Genomic DNA, 25669 nt, shown 5'->3' with positions numbered 1-25669 from the left:
TAATAATTTCTCTTAACCATGACGGAAAAAGCCGCACCCTTTCGGATGCGGCTCGATTTTTTGGCGATGTCTTTTCCGATTAACGGAAGAGCGACAGGATGCTCTGCGAGTCGTTGTTGGCGATCGACAGGGCCTGAACAGCCAGCTGCTGCTGGGTCTGAAGAGCCTTCAGCTTCGTGGATTCTTCGTTCATTTCAGCGTCGACGAGACGGCCGATGCCCTTGTCGAGCGAGTCGGTCAGCTTGTTGACGAAGTTTTCCTGCAGTTCGATGCGCATCTTGACCGAGCCGAGGTCGGCAGCGGCGGACGTCATGCTCTGGAGCTGCTTGTCAACGAAGGAAACCATGGCGTCGAGGTACTGGTTTTCCGAGACTGCCGAGCCGTCGCTGTTCTTGAACGTGCCGGTCAGGTCCTTGGTGATGTCCAGAGACGTCAGGGAGTAGGTGAGCTGCGTTGCGAGCTGGGCGGTTGCGCCTTCTTCCAGGTAGATCTTGGTGGTGCCGTCGAGGCCAACGGCAATGTTGGTCTTGGTTGCCGGCGAGGTCGGCGCAGTCGTGTTGATTTTCACATACTGGTCGTTGCCAAGATTGAAGTAGGTGCCGTTGACGTCGGGGGCTGTCGCATCGGCGTTAGCGATCGTGACGATACCCGTTGCAGCAGCGGTGGTGAAGGTGACGGCGGTGCCGGCAGTTGCTTCCTTCAGACCCTTGAGCTGGGCTTCAGTGTAAACCTTGGCTGCTGCAACCTTGGTCACCGGCTGGGCGGCGCCTACGCCGTCCGAGTCATTGGTGATTTCGAACAGCTTGTAGCTGCCCGTGGAAGAAAAATAGGCGTAGGAGTCGAGGACGCCCTGCTTGTCCTTTGCAGCGCCCGAAGACGTGTCGAAAAGCACCGTGTTACGGCTCAGGTCAACGTTGACGGTCTTTACGGACACGTTGCCGGCAGCGTCGCGGATGAAGGAGCCAACGATCTGCTTGGTGACGTTCTTCAGTTCGCCAGCACCGTTGCTGACGGTTGCCTGCAGCCAGTTTTCACCGGAGAAAGACGAGGAGCTGGAGATCGACTTCAGCTGATCCTGCAGCTGGGTGATTTCTTCCTGGATCTTGGACTTGTCGACACCGGGTTCGCGGGCGGCAACCAGCTTGTTCTTGATTTCCTTGACGACGTCGATGGAGGATTCCATACCCGAATAGGCAGTGTCGACCTTTGCGGCGCCGAGGCCGAGGGCGTCCTGAACAGCGGAAAGAGCGCCGTTGTCGGAACGCATCGTGGTCGCGATCGACCAGTAAGCGGCGTTATCGGAAGCTTCGCCGACGCGCTGGCCGGAAGACACGCGGTCCTGCGTCGTTTCCATGTTCTGGCCGATGGAGCGCAGGGTCTGGAGTGCAGACATAGCTGCTACGTTAGTGAGAATGCTCGTCATAGTAAATTTGCCCCTTGAATGGCTGATTAAAGAAGGGACATTCCGGTCTCACCGGGAACAGCGCACAGCATCATGCCTGCTAACCTGCTGATTTTTAATGGTTAGCTCGCCGTTTCGATGGCTCTAGCTAACCTCCATATGGTTAATGAAGAGCTAAGGGTCGCAAAAAAATGCACACGCTGAGATTTTATTATGCAATCTTCGCGCGCATGCGCGCGTAGCCTGAAATGTTTAAAAAATAATAAAGCCGCACCCGTTTCCGGATGCGGCTTTGGTAAAAGGGCAATACGCTTGGGTCAGCCTCCGTCACGTTTGCCTGTTTCACGCAATTGCAAGACAGTCAGCCTCCGCTTGCGATCCTGCGTGTTGTGTCATTCAGGCCAGCGGCTATCCGCCTGTCCATGCCCAAAATCTGACAGCCGGTGCTTTCCAATTCCCTAATTTCAGGGCGCTCCCGGCGCTTCGCTCAAATCGTGGTAAATGCTTTCAAAGCAAGGATGGTAAACGAAATCTTCCCGTTTGCGGAGCACTCCACAAATGCAAAACCGCGCCCTTTCGGGCGCGGCTCGACTTTTGTAATTTTCGGTCCGATTAACGGAAGAGCGACAGGATGTTCTGCGAGTCGCTGTTGGCGATCGACAGAGCCTGGATTGCCAGCTGCTGCTGCGTCTGCAGAGCCTTGAGGCGGGTCGACTCTTCGTTCATGTCAGCGTCAACCAGACGGCCGATACCCTTTTCCATCGTTGCCGTCAGCTTGGAAACGAAGTCGCCCTGCATCGAGATGCGGTTGGAGACCGCGCCCAGATCGGCAGCAGCGCTGTTGAGGGTTTCAAGCTGCTTGTCAACGTGGGTGATGAGCTTGTCGAGGATGTCGTTGTCCGTTGCAGCGGCAGTGCCGAGCATGGTGGCACCAGCGCCCTTGTAGATGCTCAGGTCGGAAATATCGAGGTTCGAAACCGACTGCTTAACGCCATCTGCGACAGCTGCCTTGTCGAGGATGCCCGTACCCTTGCCGTCTGTTACAGCGCCGGTATCGAACAGAACGTTCGAGCCGCTGAGCTGCAGATCGACGCGCTGAACCTTGACGGCGCCAGCGGAGTCACGGGTGAAGGAAGCAACAACCTGCTTCTTCAGGTTGGCAATAGCCGCATCGTCAGTACCGGCAGCAAATGCTGCGCCGTCGTTGGATGCTTTCGTCTTCAGCCAGTTTTCACCGTTGAAGGTCGCGGAGTCGGCGATCGACGTCAGCTGCTTCTGGAGCTGGCCGATTTCCTTCTGGATCTTCTTCTTGTCGGCAGTCGGGTCCTGGGCAAGGATCAGCTTGTCCTTGATTTCCTGAACGACCTTGATCGTCGCTTCCATGCCGGAGTACGCGGTGTCGACCTTGGCTGCGCCGATGCCGAGTGCGTCAGAAACGGTGGAGAGCGCCGAAGCGTCCGAACGCATCGTGGTCGCGATGGACCAGTAAGCGGCGTTGTCGGAGGCGGAGCCTACCTTCAGGCCGGTCGAGATACGACCCTGCGTGGTCTCCATGTTGTTGCCGATCGAACGCAGCGTCTGGAGAGCAGCCATAGAGGAGGCGTTGGTGAGAATGCTTGCCATAGTATTTTGTCCCTTGTTTTTACGAGATACTGGAGTTGGGGACATTCCGGACTTTGTATTACCGGTCACAACGTTTCGGCTTCATGCCACTCGGTTCCGAATTACTTGCCTTTGGAAACCAAACCCGCTGCGTGTAGGGAGAATTTGGCAGCAAAGAATTGCCCAATTGTTAATTTGAGCATTAAGAAATACTAGAAAATACTTATGGTTACTGCGAAGTATATTTAATTGGTAAGTTTTTAATTTAAAATTATAGTTATCCGACCCCTAGCAAAAACGGTAACCAAAGGGTTAAAACGCGAAAACCCCGCAGCCGTGGGGCTGCGGGGTTAACAAACAGGATTAACGAAGATTATTTCGGCACAGTTGCCGTCAGTTGAACGATCTCACAAGGCTGCCGACCAGCAGGTTCCAGCCGTCGATCAGCACGAAAAAAAGGATCTTGAACGGTAAGGAAATCGAGGTGGGTGGCAGCATCATCATGCCCATGGCCATGGTGATGGTGGCGACGATGAGATCGATGACCAGAAACGGCAGGATGATCAGGAAACCGATCTCGAAACCGCGCCGGATTTCCGAAAGCATGAAGGCCGGAACGAGCACGCGGTAGTCGACCACATTGTCGGTCATCACGACCTGTCCGCGCTCGCGGGCGATATCGACGAACAGCTTCAGATCCTTGTCGCGCGTATTGGCGTTCATGAACGTACGGAAGGGTTCGGCGATGCGCCCAATCGCCTGCTGTTCGTTGATCTGGTTCTGCAACAACGGCTGCACGCCGTCTGTCCAGGCTTTATCGAAGGTCGGCGACATGACGTAGAAGGTCATGAACATCGCCATGGACAAGAGAATCATGTTCGACGGGGTCGAGGCAAGCCCCATGCCGGAGCGCAGGATCGAAAAGGCGATCACGAAGCGCGGAAAGCTCGTGACCATGATCAGGATGCCCGGCGCGACTGACAAGACCGTCAAAAGGCCGAAGGTGCGGATGATCCATGCGGCGACGGATCCGTCTATCTGTGTATTGAATAGATCGGTCGGAAATTGCTGGGCGTTGGCAAGGCCCGGCAAAGCCAGAAGAACAGCGATGGTAACAAGAAATCGAATCATTCGATGACAAAGGTCCGGAACATGACCTTGGATACGCGCCCTTGAGAGCGCAGGTCAACTCGTTCCTGAATGTCATCCTTAAGATATTGAAAGCCGCGTGGCCCTTCCAGCTGCTGAAGGGAAACGGTGCGGACGTAGGCCATGATATCCTGATGGATATCCTCCGCGAGATTGACCTCTACCGGACCCTTGAACATCAGCGCCACTTCAAGCCGCACCCAGTTCGTGGAGGGGTATGCAAGGTTGGTGGTGATGGGATCGAGCTGGACGATACCGTTAGCCTCTGCCGGGATTTTATCGATGCCCTCGCCCTTCTTCTCGCCATGCTCGCCGGCGGCAGCCGGGGCATGCGCCTCGGCGCCGGCGATCTTCGGGGCGACCATGCCGCCCACGAACCAGCCGCCGCCCGCACCCAGCAGGGTGAGGATTGCAACGCCAGCGATGGTCATGATCATCGGCGAGGATTTTTTCTTGCCCTCAGTCTGTTCGTTTTCCATGGGTCAGTCCCGCTTTCGCATGTCGGCGTCAGAGCGGCGAGAACAGGTCGACGACCTGCTGACCGACCGGGGGCTGCTGCACTTCCGTCAGGCGGCCGCGGCCACCGTAGGAGATGCGCGCCTCGGCGATGCGCTCGTAGGAGATCATGTTCTGCGCATCGACATCCTGCGGCCTGACGATACCGCCGACGTTGAGGATGCGGATTTCGTGATTCACGCGCACTTCCTGCGAACCGCTGATGATGAGGTTGCCGTTTTCGAGAATGCCGGTCACCACGGCCGCCACCATCAGCGTCAGCTTTTCGGAACGCTTGGTCTTGCCCTTGGCCTGGGTGTCTGTATCGGAGCCGTATTTGATGTTGGAATCTGCCTCCGGCGTCCAACCTAAGATTTCCGCCTTTGCCTTCCAGTTCAGGCCGCTGGAATTAGTACGGTTGCGCTCGGTTTCGTTGTCGAAATCGGCCTTGTCGTTGATCTGGATGTTGACGGTCAGGATGTCGCCGATGTTAAGCGCACGTAGATCCTTGAACAGCGCACCCTGGCTGTCGCTCCACAACGAATAGCCGCTCGCCATGTGCTTTGGCTGCTTCGGATACATGCCCATCTGCGGCGTCTGGCTGAATTGCAGGCCGCTGCCGATCGGGCTCATCGCGGGAGCGTTGCCGATTTCCTTCAGGGTCTGGTTGTTCTGGCAGCCGGCAAGCAGGGCAAGCGGCAGGAGGAGGGCCGGAAGACGCGGGGTCATGAAGGATCCTTCGAAGTGTTTTTGTCGATTGCCTGCGACATGATGCCGGCGACGATTGCGGCTTTCTGAGCATCCATTTCACTGAGGATGAGGCCCGATTGGCGCGGCGGAAGCTGCATGATGATGGCAGCCGCGATTTCCACATGCATCTTCTCGAGCTGCGGTGCTGCGGCATCCGCCTTCATCGTCTTGTAGATATCGACCAGATTGCTTTTCGCCTGCTCGAGGAAATGATTGCGGCGTGCCAGCCAGTCCTCATATTCCGCCTTGCGGTCCTGCAACGCGGAAATGCGCTCGTTGACGTCAGCCTGAAGCTTTTCCAGCTCCTGCTTCTGCATGAGATAGCGCTGGTCGCGGGCCGCATCGGCAATATTGGTGCAGAATTTCTGGATTTCATCCTGCGTGCTGAGTTCGGACACCACGTTTTGCTGGCTTTCGGCGCCGGCGGCGGGCAGCAGGAAAAGCAGCGAGGCAATGGCCGCGAACCGGGTAAAGCCGTTCCTGAAAGCAGTTTTCTTCTGAAGTTCCATCATTGCAGCACGAGCTCCGCCTGAAGGGCGCCGGCGGATTTGATGCCTTGCAGAATGGCGATGATGCCGTCCGCCTTGAGCCCGATGCTGTTGAGACCGGCAACCAGCGTGCGAAGGTCAGGGCCTTCGACGATGGCGACCTTGCTGCCTTCCTGCAGTGCCATGATATCCGTCTGCGGTTGCACCGCCGTCTCGCCGCGCGAGAAGGGCGCCGGCTGGATGACCTGCGGCGATTCCGTCACCTGCACGGTCAGCGTTCCATAGCTCACCGCCACGCGGGAAATACGCACATCCGCGCCGATGACGATCGTGCCCGTGCGCTCGTTGATCACGACTTTCGCCGGCGTATCCGTCTGGACCGTCAGGTTTTCGATTTCCGCCATCAACCGCGTCAGGTCGGCGGTGCGAGGCTTCTGCACCGAGATTTCCTGCGAATCGCGCGGTTCGGCGATGCCGTCGCCGTAACGGGCGCGGGCAAAGGCGTTAACGACATCGGCGACGCGCACCGCGGTCGAAAAATCGGGATTGCGCAGCTGAAGGACCAGATTGACCGAATCCTTGAATTTCGACGGCAGTTCCCGCTCGATGATCGCGCCGTTCGGCACGCGCGCCGAGGTCGTGACGCCCTGCGTCAACGTCGCTGCATCGCCCTGTGCCGAAAAGCCGTTGACGATCAGTGCTCCCTGCGCGACCGCATAGATCTGCCCGTCTGCACCGGAAAGCGATGTCATGATGAGGTTGCCGCCGCGAAGCGAGGAGGCGTCGCCGAGCGAGCTGACCGTCACGTCTACACGGCTGCCGGGGCTGGCGAATGGCGGCAGGTTGGCCGTCACCATCACGGCGGCGATGTTCTTGGCGTTGGACTGGCCGCCCTGCGTGGTGATGCCGAGGTTCTGCAGCATGGCGCGCATGGACTGTTCGGTGAAGGGTGAAGAGCGCAGGCTGTCGCCGGTGCCCTGTAGGCCCACGACGAGACCATATCCGATCAGCTGGTTGTCGCGTCCGGCCTGCAGGGATGCGATATCCTTGATACGGGACGTGTCTGCCTGGGCTGGCGGCGTCGAGATGAAGGGCAGGGCCGAAATAACCAGAGCCGCACAGAGGATACGAAGCACTTTCATTTCGCCATAACCTGAATGGTTCCGTCCTTCATGACGGTACCGCTGACCATCACGCCGGAATCGATGTTGCGTACCCTTACGACCTCGCCGAGCGAGCCGTCGCTCATGGGCGTTCCGGACGCCATCAGCGTCATGTTGCCGATGTGGAAAACGAGTTTGACGCTCGTGCCGCGCACCACAAGTGACGGTTCACGAAGCGCTGCAATGGGGATCGTGCGGCCGGGAAGCAATGTCTGCTTGGAGATCATGCCTTCCACTTCGCTGATATCGCTCGCGTAACCAGCGGAAATGTTGGGGTTGGTCACTTCCACCGGCTTCACCTGTTCGGGCGTGATCGTCTCGCCCGGATAGATCGTGCGAGTAGGAACCAGCGCCGTCGGTGCCTGTGCAAAAGCGGGTGCCATGGCACCCAGTGAAAAGGCAGACGCAAGGCACATACGGACGAGTGCCGTTCTGCAGCTGCTATGTTTCCGGCCAAACCTCATGTCCGCCTGCCTTTCCGTTCTTACTTCAGGTTCTTGCTGACAATCGAAGCCATTTCGTCAGCGGTGGTGATGACCTTGGAATTCATCTCGTAGGCGCGCTGCGCCGTGATGAGGTCGGTGATTTCCTTGACGGCATCGACGTTCGAGCCTTCGAGGTAGGATTGCTTGATGTAGCCGTAGCTCGGATCGTCAGGCACGCCGATAACGGCGGCGCCGGAGGCCGGCGTCTGGGAAAAGAGGTTGTCGCCGAGCGGCTTCAGGCCCGCCTCGTTGGCAAAGTTGGCGATGGTCAACTGGCCGAGTTCAGTGAAATCCGCAGCGTTGCCGATGCGGGCGGTCACCTGACCCGTGCGGGTGATGGTGATGTCCTGCGCGTCGGTCGGGATATTGATGTTCGGGATGACATTGTAGCCATCAACCGTCACGAGGTTGCCGTCAGCATTCTTGTTGAAGGCGCCGGCGCGGCTGTAGAGCGTCGAACCGTCGGCCGCCTCGATCTGAAACCAGCCCTGGCCGATGATTGCCACGTCGAGCTTGTTGCCGGTTTCGATCAGGTTGCCCTGGGTGTGGATGTTGCGCACCGCGGAAGTCTGCACGCCGAGGCCGATATTCGCTCCCTCAGGCACGATCGCCTGGTTGGCACGGTTCGGCACACCCTGCATGCGTTCGGTCTGGTACAGAAGATCGGTAAACTCTGCACGCGCGCGCTTATAGCCGGTGGTGTTGATGTTGGCGATGTTGTTGGCAATGACTTCCAGATTGGTCTGCTGGGCGTCCATACCGGTGGCAGCGATGGCAAGAGCTCTCATGTCATTTTTCCTGCGGGGCTAGAGCATTTCCAGTAAAGGCGCGGAGCGGTTCTACGTCCGGAAAGTGCTTAAAAACAAAGGCCTAGAGCGCGGCCAACGATTGGCTTCAAACCGGACGCGCTCTAGATCTGCATCTTGGTAATGTCGAGATAGGCCGACACGATCTTGTCGCGGAACGCGATGGCCGTTTGCAGCGACTGCTCGGCCGAAAGCACGGCATCGACCACTTCGCGTGTGTTTGCCTTGCCCTGAATACCTTCGAAGGAGGCCACTTCCGCCTTCTTCAGGTTGTTCATCGCATCCGTTGACATATTGCCGAGAACGCTTGCGAAGCTTGCGCCCGTCTGCTGGGCGGGCGTCGTCTGCTGGCTGCCGAAAATGCTGTCGGTCAGCGAAGAGACGTTGCTCGTGCCACGCGTGAGCGAGAGGGAACCGAGTTGCTTGATGCCGTCGATCATTGCGATGCTTTCAGAAGGTCGATGGTGGAGGCGACGAGGTCGCGTGTCTGGCGGATGACCTGAAGGTTGGCGTCGTAGCTGCGGTTGGCTTCGCGCATATCCGCCATTTCGATCAGAACGTTGACGTTCGGCATCTTGACCATGCCGCTGGTGTCGGCGGCCGGATTGCCGGGGTCGTATTCATGGACGAAATCGCCGCGGTCGACGCCAAGCTTCTTTACCGTCACGCGCTGCACGCCGCTTACGCGGTCAAGCTCGGAGCCGAATGTCACGGTCTTGCGGCGATAGGGGTCGGCGCCAGGCGTGTCGCCGGTCGATCTTGCGTTGGCAATGTTTTCCGAAACGATGCGCAGTCGGGTGGACTGCACTTCCAGGCCGCTGCCCGCGATCTTGCTCGCCGCACTCAAAGGATCCATGGTTTACCTCTTTACCGTCATCAGCATCATGCGATGGAAGGATTTGACGAGACTGGCGTTCAGGTCGTATTGCCGCTTGATCTCGCCGGTCTTGGTCATTTCCTCGGCAAGCGCGACCGAATTGCCGGACTCCTGCATGCCGATCTCGTTATTGATCGGGTTGTCGCGCACCGCGATATTTTCGCTGAGCTCGCTAGCACCGAAATGAGCGGGATGGGTCTTCGCCATGCCGACCTGCTGGCTGGTGGCCTGCATGACCGCTTCGAAAGGACTGACATCCTTGGCGTGAAACTTGGGTGTGTTGGCGTTGGCGATGTTGGTCGCCACGACTTCCTGCCGCACGCTCAGCCATTCCGCTTGGCGGGAGGCCAGATCGAACAGTTGAATCGGTTGCATAGACTTCTCCATCTCGTATGGCCCGAACCTACGGTGCTAATCTTGCGTCAGACTTGCGGTGAGGGGCGCAGGTGCGGAAGCACTGGAGAATCTGATCCCGAAGGCGATTGCGAAAACAAAAATGGCGCGCCGGCAAATGCGGCACGCCTTGGGATCGAATAGTGAATTGCGAAGACGTCTCCGTCCTGCCTGACTGGATCCGGCGACGGCAGCAGACTTCAGCAGAGTGCCGGTCTGACTACTTCTCGGGATGATAGGTTTTACCGGAAGAAGTCTCTATCATCCACTCGCCGTCGCGCTGCTCGATTTTGGTCAGGCGCGCATTGTCGGGCAATGTGGAGCCCACCCGCACCATATACATGCCCGATCCGTCCTCGATGAGGGCGCGGCCGTTGGAGACATGCAGCAGGCGGAAGGAGGTCTGGCCCGGGAAGGGCTGGTCTTCAAGCCCTGCGGCGAGATTGTTCTGTTTTTCCTTACCCTTTTCGCTGACCGTCGCCGTCGTCAGCATGTCCGGCAATTCGCCGGGGGCTGGCGCGTCTTCCTTGTTGCGATTGGTCATGGCCAGGGGCGAAACGCTGAAGACTTCACGCGGACCGGTATGGGGCAGGTCGCGCGTGCGGTCGCCGTCTGCCACTCTCATTCCAAACTTGTCCTCGTTGAAGAACACGTACCAGGGGAAAAATGCGGCGGCGGCGGCAAGTCCTATTCCCGTCCACGCCAAAATACGGTCGGGCGTGAAGAAGGGAGGCTGCGGCTGTACGTTCTCGAGGTCGCTATCGTCGATCTTGTCGATCTGTTTCTTTTTCACGGGTCAGCCTCTCATTCTCGGGTTTACCTGTGGCTGATTATTTTGCACTCCACCGCGCAACGCGGTCGCCAGATCGGCGTAGGCGTCCTGCGCCGCCGGTTCATTCGGAAGCTGTTTCAGCGTTTCATAGATGATCGGAACCTGTTTCACCGCCATGTCGAGATCGGGATCGGTGCCGGGTCGATAACCGCCGATGAGGCGCAGATCCCGCGTTTCCTCAAAGCGGTGCACCAGCGCTTTCAGACGCGACACCAGCTTTTCCTGATCCGGTGTCCATGCCTTCTTGGCGAGACGCGAGATCGAGGCCAGAGGATTGATCGGAGGATAGCGGCCTTCTTCTGCAAGGCTGCGATCCAGCACGATGTGGCCGTCGAGAATACCGCGGGTCGAATCGGCAATCGGATCGTTGTGGTTGTCGCCGTCCACCAGAATGGAGACGATGGCGGTGATGGTACCGCTGCCTTCGGCGCCGGGTCCCGCCCGCTCCAGAAGGCGCGGCAATTCGGTGAAGACCGAGGCCGGATAGCCGCGTGCCACCGGCGGTTCACCCGAAGCGACCGCCACTTCGCGGATCGCATGGGCAAAACGGGTCACGCTGTCAATGATAAGAAGGACGTTGTCGCCCCTGTCACGGAAATATTCGGCAATGGTGACGGCCGAAAGCGGCGCCATCTTGCGCAGCATCGGACTTTCGTCGCTGGTCGCGACAACGGCGACGGACTTGCCCATATTCTCGCCCATCGTATCCTCGATGAACTCGCGCACTTCGCGACCGCGCTCGCCGACAAGTCCGATGACGACCTTGTCGAAGGCATCGGCCTTGGCAAGCATCGATAGGAGCGTGGATTTGCCCACGCCTGAGCCCGCAAAAATGCCGAGACGCTGGCCAAGGCAGAGAGGCGAGAAAATATCGATTGCCCGGACACCCGTCTTGAATGGCGTCTCCACCCGCTTGCGCGTCATCGACGGCGGTGCATTGCTGGAAATCGGACGGCGCTCCGTGCCTGATGCAAGCGGACCCTTGCCATCGATGGGTTCGCCAAGCGCATTGATGGTGCGGCCGCACCAGCTGTCGTCAGGCGCAACGCGGAAGGCACCCTTGCGGATGACGGTGTCGTGAATGCCAATCGGCTCGCCCGGTTCGATGGGGCAGACGTAGCAGATATCGGGTTCCACGCGCACGACTTCGCCGAGATGGATACCGGTCGCGCTGCGATGGGCGACGAACTCGCCCAGCCTCACATGCCGCGACAGGCCGGAAACCGTGTAGTGTCCGGCGGCGATGGTGCGGACATGGCCGCCCGGCGCCACCGAAAACTCCGGATCGGCATAGTGTCCGGCAAGGCTGGCGAGCTGGGCGAGCTTCGGTGAAATCGCCTCGACCGTGAGCGTGGATTCCGGCATTGTCATCGCTCAGTTCCTTAACGTGCGCCGCCAAGCGTCTTGATGGCATCGCCGAAAGTGGATTCGGTATCGCGCATCAGCGACGAAATGCTCTCGAAGGCCCGGTTGACCTGAATGAGCTGCGTCATCTGGGAAATGCCGTTGACGTTCGACTGCTCGAGATAACCCTGAACGACGCCGACCTCGTGATTGTTGACGACCGGCGTCGGCGGGGCCACGGGCTTCACGCCGCTATTGGGATGGCGCAGGAAGCCTTTCGAGAAATCCGCCTGGAAGATACCGAGCGTGGCGACGATGTTGTCGTTCTGCCTGATCGCACCATCGAGACTGACGGTGATCGGGCCACCATTCGCATTGAGCTGGATCGGACCGCCGCCGGCGTCGAGAACCGGATAACCGCTTGAGGAGATGAGTGCGCCGTCCGGGCGCATGGTGAAACGCCCGTCGCGGCTCAGGATCTGGCCGTCGGGTGTGTCCATCGCGAACCAGGCATCGCCCTTGATGGCGAAATCGAAACTATTGCCAGTCTGTTCGAAGGCGCCCTGACGGGTGGAGAGATAGTCGTTACCCTGCGACACGAACGCCACCTTGGCATTCATGTCATTGTGGTTCTTGGCGACCATTTCGTCGAATTTCACTTCGGAACCGCGGAAACCCACCGTGTTCGCATTCGCCATATTGTCGGAAATGGTGGTGAGACGACGCTCCAGCGCAATCTGCGAGGAAAGGGCGACGTATAGTCCGGATTGCATATCATTTGCCTCCGAGTTTCAGGGAGTTGATGGAGATCAGCAGGTCCGGGGAAATGCCGTAGCCGCTGGAGGAGCCGAAAACGGCCAGAGGATCATAGGTCGTCGAGGGATTTTGCATTTCCCACATGATGGTGAAACGCTCGAGCAGCTTGCCGACCTTTTCAGGATTTTGCAGATCCTTGATATTGATGGATTTTTCGATGAGCGCGGCCTGTTTTTCGACGCTTCCTGCCGCAATTTCGTCAGGCAGGTTGTAGGCGGTGCGGAACACCTGTGCGAGCGCGTCGTCGGCTAGAAAATCGAGACCCGATTTGATCGTTGGTGCCTTGCGCTCGAAGTAAAGAGCAAGCCGGACACCGTTATTGTCGCCGCCCGCCTCCTGCTCCAGCGTCTGGCGGGTGTATTTGCTGATGATGCCGGACTGGGCCGCTTCGGTCGCAGTTGCCGCTGCACCGAGACTTGCAAAGTCGAGCGATTTCGCAAGGTCCGAATAGCGGCTGTCGGAAAGCTTGTTGGCGAAGGCGTTCTTGTCGGCCGTGCCTTCGGTCAGCACCTTGCGGATGAAGGCTTTCGCATAGGCCATGTCCTCGAGGCCGTTAGCTTTCAGCGCATAATTGTAAAGACGGGTATCGGCCATGAAGTCGTCGACGGATTTCACGCTGCCGATCTTCGACCGGTAATATTCGGTTTCGCGCGCCACGTCGGGTTGCTTCGACACACGCTCAAGCGATTTGCCGATGTCCTGACTGATCAGTCTGTAGCTGGTGTAGGTGGAAGTCACTGAACCGCCGCTCTCGTTTGATCCCGATACCAAGGCGCACGTCCGCCTTTGTCGGGATAATGCCGGATGTTGCTTGTGCGAAACTGGCTGCAGTGACGAGGGACAGAGGCTCCGCGGACAGGTTCACGCAAGCCACATTTTCTAGAGATGGCGGCATGGAACACTGTTCGGGCGTGGTCGATCAATGAATATTGTAATTGGACTTATAATCACCTTCGGCTGCATCATCGGCGGCTACATGGCGATGGGCGGCCATCTGGACGTGCTGGTTCAGCCGTTCGAATTGTTGATTATCGGCGGTGCCGGCCTCGGCGGCTTCATCATGGCGAACCCGATGAAGGTCGTGAAGGATTCGGGCAAGGCGCTCGGCGAGGCCTTCAAGCACTCGGTCCCGAAGGAGCGCAACTATCTCGACGTACTCGGCGTACTTTATTCGCTGATGCGCGACCTGCGCACGAAATCGCGCAACGAGATCGAGGCGCATATCGACAATCCGGAAGAATCCTCGATCTTCCAGAGCGCACCCTCGGTGCTGAAGAACAAGGAGCTGACGTCGTTTATCTGTGACTACGTCCGCCTCATCATCATCGGCAACGCGCGCAGCCACGAAATCGAAGCACTGATGGACGAGGAAATCGAGACCATCCTGCACGACAAGCTGAAACCTTACCACGCGATCACCACCATGGGCGATTCCTTCCCCGCCATCGGTATCGTCGCGGCGGTTCTCGGCGTCATCAAGGCCATGGGCAAGATCAACGAATCACCGGAAGTGCTGGGCGGCCTCATCGGCGCCGCACTGGTGGGCACCATGCTCGGCATCATCCTGTCCTATTCGATCTGCAACCCGCTCGCTTCGCAGGTCAAGATCGTCCGCACCAAGCAGCACCGTCTCTACATCATCGTCAAGCAGACGCTGATCGCCTACATGAACGGCTCGGTGCCGCAGGTCGCGCTTGAATACGGGCGCAAGACCATCTCCAACTACGAGCGGCCGTCCATCGACGCCGTCGAACAGGAGATGATGAACCCCGGCGGCGAAAACAAGGCGGCATGACCATGGCTAAAGCTGCACAGCAAAGAGCACCCGTCATCGACACGTCGCTGCTCGCGAAACTTACCGGCGGGCTTTCCGACCGCAAGACAATCGCGAAGGTCGGCTCCGATATCGGCCATCTCTACAGCGAATTCCTGCCTGATATCTTTCACAGCGAGACCGGCATTGCGATAGACGTCGAATATATCGGCTCCGAATCGGGGCTGATGACCGATCTCATCGCCAATATCGGCGGCAATTTCTCGGTTGCGGATTGTTCTCTGCGCAACTGGTGCCCCAATTTCATGATGGCGGTCGGCAACGGCTTCGTCATCGCGCTCATGGAGCGCATGCTGGGCGCCGCCGCCGACACCATCGGCGAGCCGGACGAGCGCAGCCTGTCCCACATCGAACTCGACCTGGCGGCCATGGTTCTCGGGCGCATCGGGGGTGTCCTGCGGTCGGGCGTCAACGCGCCGGGCGGTTTCGAGGCGACGATCGACCCGCCCTTTACGGCCAATGGAAAAAGCGCCTTCGAGGAGATGATCGCCGGCCTCTACGGCGTGACAGTCCGCATGAAGATCGCCATCGGCAAGGTTTCTTCGGAATTCGCGCTGATCGTGCCGCAGCGGCCCCTGCTCAAGACCTCCATCGCCGCTCCCAAGGCTTCAGCCCAGGCGCTGAAGAAGCAGGCGGAATGGGTGGATTTGATCTCTGAGCAGGTGAAGAGATCGCAGGTAACGCTTGAGGCGCGCATCAAGCTCGAAACCTTGACCCTGCGGACGATCTCCAGGCTGGTGGCCGGCGACGTCATTCCGTTTCAGGATCTGAAGCAGGACGACATCGGCGTCGAGGTCAGCGCCAACGGCTCCAAGCTCTATAATTGTGAATTCGGCAAGTCCGGCGACCGCTACATGGTTCGGGTAAAGAACAATGTCAGCACGGACGACGAGATCTTGCGACATCTGATGGGTTAAAACCTGTCCACCTTTTTTGGGTTCTGGGCAGGCTGACGCAAGTTTCAAAGGGAATAATCAGCGCATGGCTACGAAGAAAACACCTGTGACCGATGATATGGCGCTGCCGTCGCTTGAAGATGGCGGTGAGCTCGACCAGGCTATCGGCGATCTGCGTGGCGTCCTCAAGACGGATGCGGAAGGTTCGCTGTCCGACTTTGGCGACTTCGGGGATTTCGGGAGCGTTGACGACGCTTCCGCCGACAGCGACCTTTCCGCCTTCGGTGGTGGAGCGGGCGATTTTGCAATGAACGATTTCGCGGCCACCCCACAGGTCGCGGGCATCAAGGCGCCGCTCGGCAGTGGCCTGTCCGACAATATGGACCTGATCATGGATATCCCGATCGATGTCCAGATCGTTCTCGGCACCAGCCGCATGCTCGTCTCGGGTCTGATGAGCCTTGAAGAGGGTGCAACGATCGCGCTTGACCGCAAGATCGGTGAACCGGTCGAGATCATGGTGAATGGCCGCCGTATTGCGCGCGGTGAAATAACGGTACTTGAAGACGACGATACGCGCTTCGGCGTAAAATTGATTGAAGTAATGAGTACGAGAAAAGCCTGATCCCTGTGGGGACGGAGAGGAAAGACCATGATGGACTTCGAGGATTTCGGTAACCCGCTGGCAGGGAAGCCGTTGTCTCAGGCCGACAAGGCGGCCGCGGTGCTTCTTGCCATGGGCAAGGGCGTCGCCGGCAAGCTGCTGAAATTTTTCACGCAGCACGAATTGCAGATGATCATTTCCTCGGCCCAGACGCTGCGTGTCATTCCCCCTGACGAACTCGCCCAGATCGTGGCGGAGTTCGAAGACCTGTTCACGGAAGGAACGGGTCTGATGGACAATGCCAAGGCGATCGAAAGCATTCTCGAAGAGGGCCTGACACCGGAGGAGGTGGACAGCCTTCTCGGCCGTCGTGCAGCCTTCCAGGCCTATGAAGCGTCGATCTGGGATCGCCTGCAGGAAGCGGAGCCGGAATTCGTCGGCAAATTCCTGCTGCGCGAGCATCCCCAGACCATCGCCTATATCCTCTCCATGCTGCCCTCGTCCTTCGGTGCCAAGGTCCTTCTGACCATTCCCGAAGAGCAGCGCGCCGATATCATGAACCGCACGGTGAACATGAAGGAAGTCAGCCCCACGGCTGCCCAGATCATCGAGAAGCGCGTGGTCAACCTCATCAACGAGATCGAAGCAGAGCGCAATGCGGGCGGCTCCACGAAGGTTGCCGACCTGATGAACGAAATGGAAAAGCCGCAGGTCGATACGCTGCTCAGCTCGCTCGAAACGCTCAGCAAGGAAGCTGCCAACAAGGTCAAGCCGAAGATCTTCCTCTTCGACGATCTCATGTTCATGCCGCAGCGCAGCCGCGTCCTGCTGCTCAACGATGTCTCGGCGGACGTTCTCACCATGGCGCTGCGTGGCGCAACCATGGAAATCAAGGAATGTGTGCTGTCCAGCATCAGCCCGCGCCAGCGCCGTATGATCGAATCGGACCTCGCCGTGCCGCAGGCTTCCATCAACACCCGCGAAGTGGCGATTGCACGCCGCGCCGTGGCGCAGGAAGCGATTCGGCTGGCCAATTCCGGTCAGATTCAGCTGAAGGAAGCCTCCACAGAGGAACAATCCGCAGCAGCCTGAGCGGAAGCCGGTTGATAACCCGCCTTACAGGCAATGCCGGCCATTGCGATGGCCGGTCTCGGGCGCTAGTTTCGGAATGACGGCCTGCCGCGATCGGCGGGCCTTTTTTTATCCCGGGAACGTGCCTTGGCAGACGATCAGGACAAGGACAGTAAAACAGAAGACCCAACGGAGAAAAAACTCCGTGATGCGGCGGAAAAGGGCAATCTTCCCTTTTCCCGCGAGGTGCCGATCTTTGCTTCGTCACTCGCCTTTTACTGCTATCTGGTTTTCTTTTTGCCCGACGGCGCCGGTCGCCTCGGCGTAACGCTGAAGGACCTGTTCGGCCAGCCCGAACAATGGAACCTCAGCACCAGGCCGGATGCCCTGTCGCTGCTTTATTTCCTCGGCACGTCCATGGCCTATCTGCTCATGCCGGCCATGATCATGTTCATCGTCTTCGGCCTTGCCTCCTCGTTTTTCCAGAACCTGCCGTCGCCGGTGCTTGAGAGGGTGCGTCCGCAATGGTCGCGCATCTCGCCTGCAAAGGGGTTCGGCCGCATCTACAGCAAGCAGGGATTTGTGGAATTCGGCAAATCGCTGTTCAAGATCTTGATCGTTTCGATCATCATGTTCCTGTCTCTGCGCGGCGATTTCTACAGTCTCATCGACCTGATGTTCTCCGACCCGCAGGTCATTTTCGTCAGGGTTGTCGAGCTCACCAAAAAGATGATGGTCGTGATTCTCTTTTCGACCGCGCTGCTTGCCGCCGTCGACCTTTTGTGGACGCGCCACCACTGGTTCAGCCAGCTGAAAATGACGAAGCATGAGGTGAAGGAAGAATACAAGCAATCGCAGGGCGACCCGGTGGTCAAAGCCCGTCAGCGTTCGGTCGCCCGTGACCGCGCCCGCCGCCGCATGATCGACAATGTGCCGCGCGCGACACTGGTGATTGCCAACCCGACACACTTTGCAGTGGCGTTGCGTTACGTTCGCGAAGAAGGCGACGCGCCTGTCGTCGTTGCCAAGGGTCAGGACCTTATCGCATTGAAAATCCGCGAGATTGCGGAAAAAAATAATATCCCCGTTTTTGAAGATCCGCCGCTCGCACGCTCCATGTTTGCGCAAGTCTCGATCGATAGTGTGATTCCACCAGCTTTTTACAAGGCTGTAGCTGAGCTCGTTCATCGGGTTTACGCCATGAAGTCATCGAAAATACGGGTTCAATAAAACCAATGAAAAAATCCGCCTATTCTGAAAAGCGGGAAATGATCGTCGCAGAGGCGATCAACCCGATCGCCACCGAACTGCGCCTGCTCGATCCGGCCGACCTGATTTCATTGCTCAGATTCGAGTGCTACGGCAGCATTGCCGACCTCGTCTCGTCGGCCGCGGAGCTTTATTATCATCCGGGCACGATCAATTTCGGTGCCGGTGGCGAATACAGGCTCGAATGGGAAGGGGCGCCGGAGATCGTCCTCGATCTCGAACTGAAACCGCACGGCGCGACGGTTTATGCGCAATTGATTCTGGCCAACGAGCATGCTGCGGTCGAGATCAATCATGTTTCGTTTCAGAACCCTTCGGAAAATCCGGACGAGAACACCGAATTTCTCCGTCAGAGCCTGACGGCTGCCCGATTCGTGTCGGCCCGCCAGGGCGAAGCTGCCTGAACCAGTCCAGCGGACATTTTCATATATTATCCATTGCGCCTTCCGAATTCGCGGGCGCGATGGCTTCATTCGGGCACTTTTTCACCCGACCTTGCCTGAAGCGTGTCGGTTTATGCAAAACCGGCCTGTGAAGGCAAGGAACGCCTTGCAAATCAGCGTTGTTGTTTGGTACCTATCGAATTAACGATTTGTTAACGAACGGCAGGTCGCGGTGGCTCTTTTTACCATCGCTGATGCGCATGATGCCTCTGCTCGTTTTCGGCGCAGCGCCGGATTTTTCCTGACAGTACCAATTGGGTGGACCCAATGACCAGCATTTTGACCAATGCGGCGGCGATGGCCGCGCTGCAAACCTTGCGCATGATCGACAAGAATCTCGAGACGACGCAGGCGCGTGTGTCGTCCGGCTACCGTGTCGAAACAGCGGCGGACAATGCCGCCTACTGGTCTATCTCCACAACCATGCGCTCCGACAATGCAGCGCTCTCGGCCGTGCAGGATGCATTGGGACTTGGCGCCGCCAAGGTTGATACGGCCTATGACGCCCTTGCGAACTCGATCGAGGTCGTCAAGAAAATCAAGGAAAAGCTTGTCGCCGCCTATGGCGTCGGGGCTGACCGCGGCAAGATCCAGGACGAAATCAAGCAGCTTCAGGAACAGCTGAAGAGCACGTCGGAATCTGCCTCCTTCTCCGGCGAGAACTGGCTGCAGGCCAGCATCAGCAATGGTGGCACGCCGCCGGTTGTAGAACCCATCACCAAAAAGGTCGTCGCGTCCTTCACGCGCACCGGTTCGGGCAATGTCGGCGTCACCACGGTTGACTATGTGTTGGACGGCAGTGCCGTGCTTTTCGACCTCAGCGGCGGAAAACTCGGTATTCTCGACAAGAGCGCCGTTTTTGTCGCGAAGACGGAACAACAGATCACCCAAACATCGACGACAGCCGGCGTGACCACCAATGCGGGTTACGTCGTCAAGAAATTGACGGACGCGGAAATCGGCACGCTGAATGCGGCGACGCCGGATACGAATACCGACCCGAGCGTCTACAGCAACGGAACGGTGAATTATCTTCGTTTGTCCGAGAATACCTGGGTCAAGGTGACGGCGACCAACCCTTCGAGCGGCACCACCACCGTCGCGGCGGCCTATCGGGACACAGGCAGCAACGATTGGTTCTATGACACGACCGGTGCGCCGACCTCCGTTGCCAGATCCCTCGGTCTTTCCGTCTCCACGCTCGATCTCGACAATCTTGATGTCGTGGCGGCAGCCATGAGCGGTTTTTCCGGTGGCACCACGAACTACACCGCTTCCGACGCCATCGATGTGATGATGAGTTTTGTCGACAAGCAGCTCGAAGCCATGACCAGTACGGCCTCCAGCCTCGGCTCACTACAGAGCCGTATCAACATGCAGGAAAACTTCGTCTCGAGCCTGATGGACGTGATCGACAAGGGTATCGGCCGTCTCGTGGATGCGGATATGAACGAGGAATCGACCAGGCTGAAGGCTCTGCAGACACAGCAGCAGCTCGGCATCCAGGCGCTCTCGATCGCCAATGCCAACGCGCAAAACATCCTTCAGCTCTTCAAGTAAACCGGCGTCGGTCCGGCGGGTTCGGGGGAGTTGGTTGCAAGGTTTCTGAAAACGGGGCCCGCCTTCATCCTCGCACAAGTTTGAACACCTAACGTCGGGGCAATATCGGGTGGATCGCATGGCGTGATCCGGCCGGAAACAATTGAAGAGACGGGCAGGGTAGCAAGGATGACGGTGGTGCCGCCAAACGGCTTTGATCGCAGGCAACGAAACATGTTTCGCCCTTTTGGCCCGTTTTTCCGGGGGCGGGCATGAGCGCGTCCATTGCAAGATATCTCAAGGATTTCGGTGACGTGCAGCCCGCGGGACTGACGTTCGGCGAACCGTTGGCGGATGTCGACGGCATTTCCGGTTTTGGCGATATTGCATCCGGTTTCGATGAATTCGAGCCGCTCGACGTCGAAAGCGAAAAACAGGCCGCCTATGCCCGTGGTCACGAGGATGCGACCCGCGAGATCACGGAGAAAATGCAGGCCGAGCGCGAGGAGCTTCTTGCCGCTCATGCCGCAGAACTCGAAGGCTTACGTTCCGTCTATCTGGAAGAAATTGCCGTTTTCCTGTCGCTGAGACTGCGTGAAGGCATCGATGCGATCGCCACCAATCTCAGCGAACAGACCGCCAATATCCTTGCCCCGGTTCTGACCGAAGAGCTGTCGCTGAAGGCGGTTTCGGCGCTTGCGGATGTCGTTCGCGCTTCCATGCCGGATGGCGAGGCCGTGACCCTTGTCGTGAAAGGCCCGAAAGATTTGTTTGAGCAGCTGAAGACGCAGCCGGGCTTTGAAGAAGAGACGATGAAATTTACCGAGACGGCAGATATCGATCTCTCCGTTGAGTTGGGTGAAAGCGTGTTCGTCACGCGCATGTCCGCCTGGGCGTCCAGTCTTCGCAAGGTGATGAAATGAGTGAAGGCGAAAATCACCACCACGGCAAGAACGAGATCATCATCGTCAAACGCCACAAGGGCGGGCACGATGGCGCCCATGGCGGCGCGTGGAAGATCGCTTATGCCGACTTCATGACGGCCATGATGGCGTTCTTCCTCGTCATGTGGCTGGTCAACGCCGCAAACGAGGAAACCAAGGCCTCGGTCGCCAGCTATTTCAATCCGATAAAGCTGTCCGATGAAAAACCTTCGTCCAAGGGGCTGGAAAAGCCGGTGGACAAGGAAGAGGGCGTCGAGAAGAAAGACCAGTCCAACATAAAGGCGGAAAAGGTCACCCAGGGTTCGGCCGCTGCGACAGGTGAAGACCTGACCTCGCAGACCGGGGAGCAGTCGAACTTCTCAGAAGCGGACTTTTTCGAGAATCCCTATTCCGTTCTGGCGGAAATTGCCCAGCAGGTCGGGCAGCAGGCCAATGTCAGCGCCAAGGGCGAAGGTGGTGCTGCCGATTCCGGCCCGGCGACGGGTGCGAGCGGCGGTGAGGCTTACCGCGATCCCTTCGATCCCGATTTCTGGACCCAGCAGGTGAAGATCACACGTGCGGACCAGCAGCAAAATCCGGTCGAACAGCAGCAATCTGCCGAGAACAAGCAGCAGGACGCTGCCAAGGATAATGAAGCGGTTGCGGCTAAATCGTCTCAGCAGCCAGCCGATGGTGCAGATCACGGCAAGGCCATGGAAGTCGCCGCCGTTGTGCCGCAGCAGCGGCCGGGTGCTGCAGAGCAGGCAGCACTTACGCAGCCTCAGCCGGAGCAGCAGCAGCAAGGTACTGCGGCGCAGAAGGAAGAGGCCAAAGAGCTGCGCCAAGAGATCGAGAAGCAGATATCCGGCATCAGCGGTAAGCTCGCCGAAGGTCTGGTGGTGACGCCCGCCGAAGGCGGATTGCTGTTGACCATTTCCGACCAGACGGAAACGCCGATGTTCAATGTCGGATCGGCTGTGCCCCGCGGCGAAATGGTCCTGGCCATGGAGAAGATCGGCAAGTTGCTTCAGGAGCGTGGCGGCAGCGTGGTGATCCGCGGCCATACCGATGGACGCCAGTTCAAGGGTGAGGCCAATGACAATTGGCGGCTTTCCATGGACCGCGCGCATAGCGCCTATTACATGCTGGTTCGCGGCGGCCTGTCGGAAGAGCGGGTGAAACAGGTTTCGGGTTTTGCGGATCGCAGATTGCAGGTGCCGGCAGACCCGCTGGCGAATGCGAACCGCCGTATCGAAATCCTGCTTGAGGCCGATCGGGGGTGAGTGTGACGAAATCCTCGAAACGTTGGATTTTTCTTGCGGCGACACTGTGTGGTCTCGGTGCCGAACCGGCGAAGGTTTTTGCGCAATCGCAAGACAACCTCATGCCCTATGCCATGTTGCGTTCCCTGCAGTTCGTGCAGGATTCGGTCACCATGGGAGACCATTCGGCAACCGAAATGCAGCGGTTTCTGCTCCAGACGATCGACGAGCGGCTTAAGAGCGCACCTTCGGCGATCTTCAAGGATCCGCGCAATGTCGATGCGGCGCTTGTCTACGCGATGAGCGGCGGCAATCCGGACACGCTCGAATTGCTCGTCGCGCGGGATGTGGACGGCAATTTCGACAGCCGCGTCGCCGATATTCTGCGCAAATATCTGTCCGGCAAGGGAACGCTGGTCGCCCAGAGCATCGCTGCCATGGTGCCCGAGTATCGCGGCACGAGAATTGGCGCCTATCTTGCACTGATCGGCGGCAATGTGACGATCCCCCGCGATCCGGTGGCTGCCCTCGGTTTCTATGACATAGCCCGGCTCGAAGCGCCCGGTACCATCGTGGAGGAGGCTGCACTCCGCCGCTCGCTTGCTATCGCCGTTGAAGACGGAGATGCCGGGCGTGGCGTCGAATATGCACAGCGTTACGCGCGGCGGTTCCTGCATTCGCCCTATGCCAGCCAGTTCGCGGACCTTCTGGTCTCACTGGTGGTCAAACGTGTCGATTCCATCGGGCACGACACGATAGAGGAAACATTCGCCATGATGGACGCGGAGAGGCAGAAGGAAGCTTATCTGCGCCTATCCCGTCTCGCGGCGATCAGCGGCAAGGACTCGCTGGCGCGCATGGCGGCGTTGAAGGCGAAAGCGCTGTCGCCGGATATGCCGGACCAGCCGCAAGTTCAGGCAAATCTCTATGAAAGCCTTTCCAATATCGGCACGCCCGATGTGGTGAGTGCGATTGAAACAATCGGGCAAATTCCCGAGGCCCAGCTTTCGGATCGCGACAGGGCCCTGCGGGACGCGGCAAGGGCAATCGCCGACCAGGTGGTTCGTCCGCCTTCCCCGCAGCCTGGCGCCGATCCCGGTGTCACGGCAGGGCAGGGGGCCGGGTCGGGCGCGCCCGCGAATGAGGCGGCCAGTTCCGATACCAAGGGCATATGGAGAGTTGAAAACCACAAGGCTGAGGATGAGGGCGAGAACGTCCGGCAACTCGTGACGAGCGGCCGCAGTAAGCTCGATGAAATCGACAGCCTTTTGAAGAAAGGCGAGGGGGCACCATGATCGACGCAACCATCAACGCGATAGTGAATGCGCCATATAACGATCCGCGCGCTGGCAGCGCCAGTGTGAGGGACGACGCCAAAGGCGGAAGTTTCGGCGACACCCTCGCGACGGTCAGGGAAGAGCGCCCGCCGCAGGCAACGCATTCGCGTCATCAGCAGGAAGCGGGATCGGCTGAGGAGCAGAATGTGCAACCGGATGACGATGCTGAAAAGACGGATGTGCCGGTCAAGCGGCCTCCGAGCTTCCTGAACGTGATCGTCAAGGACCATTCCGGAGAAGGCCATGGTCACGAGGCGCTGGCGGAGCTTCAGAATGCGATTAAGACGGCGCACACATCGCCTGAAAACGGCAAACCTGGCAAGAAGGTCAAGGACGCCGACAAGGAGAGCCAGACGGCGGCGGATGCAACCGATCCGAAGCTGGCAGAGTTGCAGACGCTCACGGCCAATGTCGGCGATATCGTGACAGCCAAGACGCCCCTTGAGGAAATTGCGCAGGCGATTGCCGGTAAGGCCGATGTCAAATCCGAAAAGGTTGAAACTGTCAGGGGTAAGGCTGAGCCTCTGGCGAAGGACATGCACGCACGGACCGAGCTTGCCGGAAACGAAGCCGGATCCGGATCGGGCACTGAAGGCGACGCCTCGGCATTCCGCTTCGCATCTCCTCGTTCCGGCACGGCCCGCGCTCTCGATATGAGTACGGTTCAGCGGGATGGCCGCGTCGAGTTCGATGCCCGGGAAAGCAGCGGCAAGGCGACCGAGACGATTACCGTTCTCGATTCGCGGCGGTTCATTGGTCTGGCACCTTCATCCAACGCCTCGGCTCTGACTGGCCTCATCGCCAATGATTCTGAATGGGTTAGCGCCATGCAGCCCGGCTCGTCGCTGTCCAATGAGGCGGCCCAGAGCAGCACCGGCAAAGTCGTCCATACGCTGAAGCTGCACATGACGCCAATCGAGCTGGGATCGGTGACGATGTCGTTGCGTCTTGCCGGCGATGAGCTTGCCGTTCACATGACGGTGGAGAACGTGGCCGCCTACAAAAAGCTTCAGCAGGACAGCAAGAGCATCCTCGAGGGCCTCAAGGCGCAGGGTCTGACGGTCGATAACATCACGATCAGCATTGCTTCTTCTGACAAGAGTGACCAAACGGGCACACAAGCCAACAATCAGCAAAATCAGCAGGCGCAGCAGCAAGGCCAACAGGCCGCCGCAGGGCGCAACCGTGACGAGTCCGGCACACGCGGCGGACGGCAGGGCAATGGTGATAATTTGGGGGTGCATAATGAAGGCATGGATGGCGCTCTTGGCTCTGCCCGCACTTCTGCTGACAACGGCGTTTACCTCTGAAAACGCCTCCGCTTCGGCAACGTCAGGTGTCTGTGAAAGGGAAATTCAGTCCGCCGCCCGCAAATACGGCGTGCCGGAGGGAATTCTCTATTCTGTCGGCCTGACCGAGACCGGTCGCAAGGGTCGGCTTGACCCCAACGCCATGAATATTGAGGGAAAACCGGTATTTGCCTCCTCCACCGAGGAGGCATTGACCACTTTCGAGACGGCAAAGCGGAACGGCGCCAAGCTGATCGACCTCGGATGCATGCAGATAAACCACTATTTCCATGGCGAAAACTTCACATCCGCGCGTGAAATGTTCGATCCGCGCCGCAATGTCGAATATGCCGCCATGTTCCTGCGCAATCTCCACAACAGGCACGAAACCTGGACCATGGCGGTCGCCCGCTATCATGCCGGGCCCAACAACGACCCGGCTCAAAAGAAATATGTCTGCCGGGTGATCGCCAATCTGGTGGCGACAGGCTACGGAAAATGGACCGCCAACGCGAAAAATTTCTGCGACGGATAACAACCATCGATTGTTTTGATGCGGTCAAGGACTCGCAATTTGAAATGTGGCGAGAGAAAGCCCTA

At 58.5% G+C, this 25669-nt stretch carries 28 protein-coding genes; 12 read left to right on the top strand and 16 right to left on the bottom strand.

Features of this window, described 5'->3' with window-relative positions:
• Positions 1-79 precede the first annotated feature (79 nt).
• From ACQZ45_RS06735 to ACQZ45_RS06660, 16 genes are all read right to left on the bottom strand, one after another.
• Entirely contained in the window at positions 80-1423 is a 1344-nt protein-coding gene (locus tag ACQZ45_RS06735; RefSeq protein WP_035252026.1) for a flagellin N-terminal helical domain-containing protein, read from the bottom strand.
• Between the two features lie 591 nt (positions 1424-2014).
• Positions 2015-3025: a flagellin N-terminal helical domain-containing protein gene (locus tag ACQZ45_RS06730; protein ID WP_003515059.1), complete on the bottom strand. Its 1011-nt coding sequence runs from the start codon at positions 3023-3025 to the stop codon at positions 2015-2017.
• Positions 3026-3397: 372 nt separating this feature from the next.
• On the bottom strand, positions 3398-4135 hold the full coding sequence (gene fliP, locus ACQZ45_RS06725; protein WP_003515060.1) for a flagellar type III secretion system pore protein FliP: 738 nt from the start codon (positions 4133-4135) through the stop codon (positions 3398-3400).
• Positions 4132-4632, bottom strand: coding sequence for a flagellar basal body-associated FliL family protein (locus tag ACQZ45_RS06720; RefSeq protein ID WP_111799329.1), 501 nt, complete (start codon positions 4630-4632; stop codon positions 4132-4134). The genes fliP and ACQZ45_RS06720 overlap by 4 nt, the downstream gene beginning before the upstream one ends.
• Positions 4633-4660: 28 nt before the next feature.
• Positions 4661-5377: a flagellar basal body L-ring protein FlgH gene (gene flgH, locus ACQZ45_RS06715; RefSeq protein ID WP_003515062.1), complete on the bottom strand. Its 717-nt coding sequence runs from the start codon at positions 5375-5377 to the stop codon at positions 4661-4663.
• Positions 5374-5910 (bottom strand): MotE family protein, encoded by a 537-nt coding sequence (locus tag ACQZ45_RS06710; RefSeq protein WP_003515063.1) that lies wholly within the window; start codon positions 5908-5910, stop codon positions 5374-5376. Before ACQZ45_RS06710 ends, flgH begins: the two co-directional genes overlap by 4 nt.
• Entirely contained in the window at positions 5907-7028 is a 1122-nt protein-coding gene (locus tag ACQZ45_RS06705) for a flagellar basal body P-ring protein FlgI (protein WP_003515077.1), read from the bottom strand. The genes ACQZ45_RS06710 and ACQZ45_RS06705 overlap by 4 nt, the downstream gene beginning before the upstream one ends.
• Entirely contained in the window at positions 7025-7513 is a 489-nt protein-coding gene (flgA, locus tag ACQZ45_RS06700; RefSeq protein ID WP_013635474.1) for a flagellar basal body P-ring formation chaperone FlgA, read from the bottom strand. The genes ACQZ45_RS06705 and flgA overlap by 4 nt, the downstream gene beginning before the upstream one ends.
• A gap of 20 nt (positions 7514-7533) precedes the next feature.
• Complete coding sequence (gene flgG / locus ACQZ45_RS06695) at positions 7534-8322, bottom strand: flagellar basal-body rod protein FlgG (RefSeq protein ID WP_003515079.1); 789 nt, start codon at positions 8320-8322, stop codon at positions 7534-7536.
• A 122-nt stretch (positions 8323-8444) separates the two neighbouring features.
• Positions 8445-8780 (bottom strand): flagellar hook-basal body complex protein FliE, encoded by a 336-nt coding sequence (locus tag ACQZ45_RS06690; protein WP_003515080.1) that lies wholly within the window; start codon positions 8778-8780, stop codon positions 8445-8447.
• On the bottom strand, positions 8777-9196 hold the full coding sequence (flgC, locus tag ACQZ45_RS06685; protein WP_003515081.1) for a flagellar basal body rod protein FlgC: 420 nt from the start codon (positions 9194-9196) through the stop codon (positions 8777-8779). The genes ACQZ45_RS06690 and flgC overlap by 4 nt, the downstream gene beginning before the upstream one ends.
• Positions 9197-9199: 3 nt before the next feature.
• Positions 9200-9592 carry a flagellar basal body rod protein FlgB gene (gene flgB / locus ACQZ45_RS06680; protein WP_003515082.1) on the bottom strand — a complete coding sequence of 131 codons (393 nt, stop codon included), beginning with the start codon at positions 9590-9592 and terminating at the stop codon, positions 9200-9202.
• 238 nt (positions 9593-9830) lie between these two features.
• A complete protein-coding gene (locus tag ACQZ45_RS06675; protein ID WP_013635475.1) occupies positions 9831-10403 on the bottom strand; it encodes a hypothetical protein in 573 nt (190 codons plus the stop codon).
• Positions 10404-10406: 3 nt separating this feature from the next.
• Entirely contained in the window at positions 10407-11813 is a 1407-nt protein-coding gene (gene fliI, locus ACQZ45_RS06670) for a flagellar protein export ATPase FliI (RefSeq protein WP_003515084.1), read from the bottom strand.
• 11 nt (positions 11814-11824) lie between these two features.
• Positions 11825-12559: a flagellar basal-body rod protein FlgF gene (gene flgF / locus ACQZ45_RS06665; RefSeq protein ID WP_003515085.1), complete on the bottom strand. Its 735-nt coding sequence runs from the start codon at positions 12557-12559 to the stop codon at positions 11825-11827.
• A gap of 1 nt (position 12560) precedes the next feature.
• Positions 12561-13340, bottom strand: coding sequence for a DUF1217 domain-containing protein (locus ACQZ45_RS06660; RefSeq protein WP_003515087.1), 780 nt, complete (start codon positions 13338-13340; stop codon positions 12561-12563).
• Between the two features lie 184 nt (positions 13341-13524).
• Between ACQZ45_RS06660 and motA the strand changes: the two genes are divergently transcribed.
• From motA to ACQZ45_RS06600, 12 genes are all read left to right on the top strand, one after another.
• Positions 13525-14397: a flagellar motor stator protein MotA gene (gene motA / locus ACQZ45_RS06655; RefSeq protein ID WP_003515090.1), complete on the top strand. Its 873-nt coding sequence runs from the start codon at positions 13525-13527 to the stop codon at positions 14395-14397.
• Positions 14394-15353, top strand: coding sequence for a FliM/FliN family flagellar motor switch protein (locus tag ACQZ45_RS06650; RefSeq protein ID WP_003515092.1), 960 nt, complete (start codon positions 14394-14396; stop codon positions 15351-15353). Before motA ends, ACQZ45_RS06650 begins: the two co-directional genes overlap by 4 nt.
• A 64-nt stretch (positions 15354-15417) precedes the next feature.
• Complete coding sequence (gene fliN, locus ACQZ45_RS06645) at positions 15418-15957, top strand: flagellar motor switch protein FliN (protein WP_003515093.1); 540 nt, start codon at positions 15418-15420, stop codon at positions 15955-15957.
• Between the two features lie 27 nt (positions 15958-15984).
• Complete coding sequence (gene fliG, locus ACQZ45_RS06640; RefSeq protein WP_003515095.1) at positions 15985-17028, top strand: flagellar motor switch protein FliG; 1044 nt, start codon at positions 15985-15987, stop codon at positions 17026-17028.
• Between the two features lie 126 nt (positions 17029-17154).
• Positions 17155-18237, top strand: a complete 1083-nt coding sequence (flhB, locus tag ACQZ45_RS06635; protein ID WP_003515096.1) for a flagellar biosynthesis protein FlhB — start codon at positions 17155-17157, stop codon at positions 18235-18237.
• Positions 18238-18242: 5 nt separating this feature from the next.
• Positions 18243-18680: a hypothetical protein gene (locus ACQZ45_RS06630; protein WP_003515097.1), complete on the top strand. Its 438-nt coding sequence runs from the start codon at positions 18243-18245 to the stop codon at positions 18678-18680.
• 306 nt (positions 18681-18986) lie between these two features.
• Positions 18987-20279, top strand: coding sequence for a flagellin N-terminal helical domain-containing protein (locus tag ACQZ45_RS06625; protein WP_065703820.1), 1293 nt, complete (start codon positions 18987-18989; stop codon positions 20277-20279).
• A gap of 251 nt (positions 20280-20530) precedes the next feature.
• Complete coding sequence (locus ACQZ45_RS06620) at positions 20531-21181, top strand: hypothetical protein (protein ID WP_019564304.1); 651 nt, start codon at positions 20531-20533, stop codon at positions 21179-21181.
• On the top strand, positions 21178-22464 hold the full coding sequence (locus tag ACQZ45_RS06615) for a MotB family protein (RefSeq protein ID WP_065688344.1): 1287 nt from the start codon (positions 21178-21180) through the stop codon (positions 22462-22464). Before ACQZ45_RS06620 ends, ACQZ45_RS06615 begins: the two co-directional genes overlap by 4 nt.
• Positions 22461-23738, top strand: a complete 1278-nt coding sequence (gene motC / locus ACQZ45_RS06610; RefSeq protein ID WP_113291989.1) for a chemotaxis protein MotC — start codon at positions 22461-22463, stop codon at positions 23736-23738. Before ACQZ45_RS06615 ends, motC begins: the two co-directional genes overlap by 4 nt.
• Entirely contained in the window at positions 23735-25090 is a 1356-nt protein-coding gene (gene fliK, locus ACQZ45_RS06605) for a flagellar hook-length control protein FliK (protein WP_113291988.1), read from the top strand. Before motC ends, fliK begins: the two co-directional genes overlap by 4 nt.
• Positions 25038-25604, top strand: a complete 567-nt coding sequence (locus ACQZ45_RS06600; protein WP_019564301.1) for a lytic transglycosylase domain-containing protein — start codon at positions 25038-25040, stop codon at positions 25602-25604. Before fliK ends, ACQZ45_RS06600 begins: the two co-directional genes overlap by 53 nt.
• The last annotated feature ends 65 nt before the right edge of the window (positions 25605-25669 follow it).

The sequence above is a fragment of the Agrobacterium sp. 16-2014-1-2a genome (genome assembly GCF_053522705.1).
This window is presented reverse-complemented; position numbering and strand designations above follow the sequence as displayed.